This window comes from Candidatus Dependentiae bacterium (genome assembly GCA_016871815.1).
In the GTDB taxonomy this organism is placed as follows: domain Bacteria; phylum Babelota; class Babeliae; order Babelales.
On sequence record VHBT01000041.1, the window covers coordinates 1 to 2,966 of the forward strand.

Below are 2,966 nucleotides of genomic sequence, written 5' to 3' on the forward strand. Positions count from 1 at the left end.
CTGCCAGAAAAACATTTAGCCATAACAAATTTAAACTCGAAATTATCGATACTCAAATCGAGGGTGAAACTGCAGGCGTATACACGCAAGGCGAATTTGTTGATCTGTGTGCTGGAGGCCACACGGCATCAACAAAAGACGTTGTTTTCTTCAAACTTACAGGAATTTCCGGATCATACTGGCGAGCAGATCGTGATGGACAGGCGCTTCAACGAATCACTGGTGTTGCCTTTTTGACCCAGCAGGAAATGGATACATACTTTCAACGACTGCAAGATGCAGAAAAATATGACCACCGCAACCTGGGCAAACAACTCGATTTATTTTCATTTCATGACTACGCGCCCGGCATGGTTTTTTTCCATAACTACGGAACCATCGTTTTTAACACACTCGTCAATCGCATCCGTGAAGAACTCAAAAAACTCGATTACCACGAAATTCGTACCCCACACATCATGAATGCATGCTTGTGGAAACAATCGGGTCACTACGCAAATTACAAGCAAAACATGTATCTTACCGTGATCGAAGGCGAAGAGCATGCCGTAAAACCCATGAACTGTCCGGGGGCTATGCTGCACTACGACTCTCGACCTCGCTCGTACCGAGAGCTCCCACTCAGGCTCGCTGAATTTGGCCATGTCCACCGGCACGAAATGTCCGGAACGCTTCACGGATTGTTCCGCGTTCGCTCATTTGTGCAAGAAGATGCACACATTTTTTGCGCTCCAGAACAAATCAAAGACGAAATCATTTCACTGATTAAACTTGCACAAAAAGCCTACAGCTGGTTTGAAAACTTCACCAACATCAAAATGGTTTTGGCAACCAGACCAAAAGACACTCCCGGAAATACAGAAAACTGGAACAAAGCAACTCAAGCACTCAAAGAAGCATTAGAATCGCTCGGACTGACGTTTGAGGTCGAAGAAGGCGATGGTGCATTTTATGGACCGAAAATTGATATCAAATTTACCGATGCAATGGACCGCGAGTGGACTATCTCAACCATTCAAGTCGACTTTGTCTTGCCTGAAAATTTCGATCTCCACTTTATTGGTGCCGATGGCCAAAAACACCGTCCAGTGGCTATCCACCGAGCAATTATCGGATCTATCGAACGATTTATGGCGGTAATTTTGGAACATACACGTGGAAAGTTGCCATTTTGGCTGGCTCCGGTACAAGCACGCGTCCTTTCGATCAGCGAAAAACAACGTGCGTATGCTGAAAGCGTTGTAAAATCCCTATCGGCAGCTGGAATTAGGGCTGAAATTGATTCATCGGACGAAAAAATTTCGGCAAAAATCAAAAAAGCCCAAATGCAGTATGTTCCATGGATGTTGGTTGTTGGCGGACAAGAAGAAACTTCGCAAACCGTGACCCTCAGAACACTCGACGGTGCACAAACACCAGGACTGACCGTAGATCAACTTATCCATAAAGCCAATCAATAAAAACTCACCCTTCTAACTGTTTCGATCATAAAAACATTAAATTGCCTTACATTTACGCAAAAAATCGTAAATGTAAGGCAATTTATAAAAACGACTCTTGCTCGCTCCTAATTGTATAAATTGAGCACCATTAACAAAACCAATCTGTTACCAACTCAAGCAAGATGTCACCGCATTACCCTTCAATGCGCTTATCAAACCCCAATAAAAAGCCTGAAATCAGCTTTTTACTGCCTATATTTTCTCCCTGAATCACAAAAAAGAGCTCTTTTTTTAAAAAAAACAATATTCCTACCAACCGCCAAAAAAACTTTAAATCCGTGTAAAACAAGGTAGGCTAGAAGAGTATTTATATACTTTGTTCGCATATCAAAAAAGGAAATTTATGAACAAAAAAATATTCGCACTCATGATAACCCTGAGCCTGTACTCACTAAGTCTTGAGTCAACACCAATTTGGCTAAAAAATAACGCAATTATCGCAAAACAATTTTTTTTCGGCATGCAGCCATACATTAATTGTAGACAACCTGCTAGCCCTTACCGAGCGTCTCATTCTTCCGAAGAATCTGAACCAACCGCTCCAGAAACCGTAAATAATACCCCTCATGAATATGCCAAAAACAATCTAGATTGGAAAATCATTATCATCGAGCTAGCGCTTCCCCGAAACGCAGATAAGCCTTTCTCTCCCGCTGAACTTTTAACCGCAAGCATTCTTTCCGCTGTGGCAGGCAAAATCATTCAACGCGACTGCAGCCCAAAAAAATTACTTGCGCTCGTTGGCTCTTGCGTGCTTGCAAACGCAACAATCTGGGCGGAAAATGCCGTTACAAAACCTAGCAATCTGAATCTAATGATCCAATACTTAATTTTTTACGCAGGACAAAATCCAGAAGCCATTTACGCAGCATACACACGAATCAAAGAAATTGGATTCAAACATGCACTTGGCGAGTTTTTAGAATCAACCCTCAAGGGATTGAGCCAAAACCAGTCGCGCGCCGACCGAATTGCATTTATTGTCAGAACATTTGCACCTCATCTTGTGCTATTACGACCAAACATGTTGCCATCGGTTAAAGTTCGCGGGTTGTACGCAGAAGCCATCGGCGCAATTAAAGCTCAAGAATATCCAAAAGCTGCTTAATAATAACTGCTGATAATTAAAAAAAAGGAAAAAAAATGAATACAAAAAAATTAGTTTTATTGCTCGCGCTTGCTGGACTTTCAAGCACGCAGGCAGGATTTGTAGAATGCTTTAATAAACATCGTGAATCAATAACATGGATACCAGAACTCCAGACAGACCAATTACTGAGCAACAATAGATTCTTTAGTATGACAGTCGATAATAATATTATAGTTACAGCACCACTGACAAAAATGCTTACCACGTTTTTCACCGCAAAAGAAAATTCGGTAAAAACAGTTGCGAGTCATACGTTTCATTCGTTTGTAAAAACGTTTGTCAGCCTTGCACTTCTGTATCTTGCAGAAACATCT

At 41.7% G+C, this 2,966-nt stretch carries 3 protein-coding genes; all 3 read left to right on the plus strand.

Features of this window, described 5'->3' with window-relative positions; all coding sequences use genetic code 11:
• Positions 1–1,460 (plus strand): threonine--tRNA ligase (gene thrS, locus FJ366_04255; protein ID MBM3894778.1); only part of this gene is annotated, 1,460 nt, incomplete at its 5' end.
• Between the two features lie 385 nt (positions 1,461–1,845).
• Positions 1,846–2,610 (plus strand): hypothetical protein, encoded by a 765-nt coding sequence (locus FJ366_04260; GenBank protein MBM3894779.1) that lies wholly within the window; start codon positions 1,846–1,848, stop codon positions 2,608–2,610.
• A gap of 35 nt (positions 2,611–2,645) precedes the next feature.
• A partial coding sequence (locus FJ366_04265) for a hypothetical protein (protein ID MBM3894780.1) occupies positions 2,646–2,966 on the plus strand: 321 nt, incomplete at its 3' end.

Coding starts and splice junctions, on each gene's coding strand:
- FJ366_04260 (MBM3894779.1), top strand. CDS start 1,846: ATGAACAAAAAAATATTCGCACTCATGATAACCCTGAGCCTGTACTCA.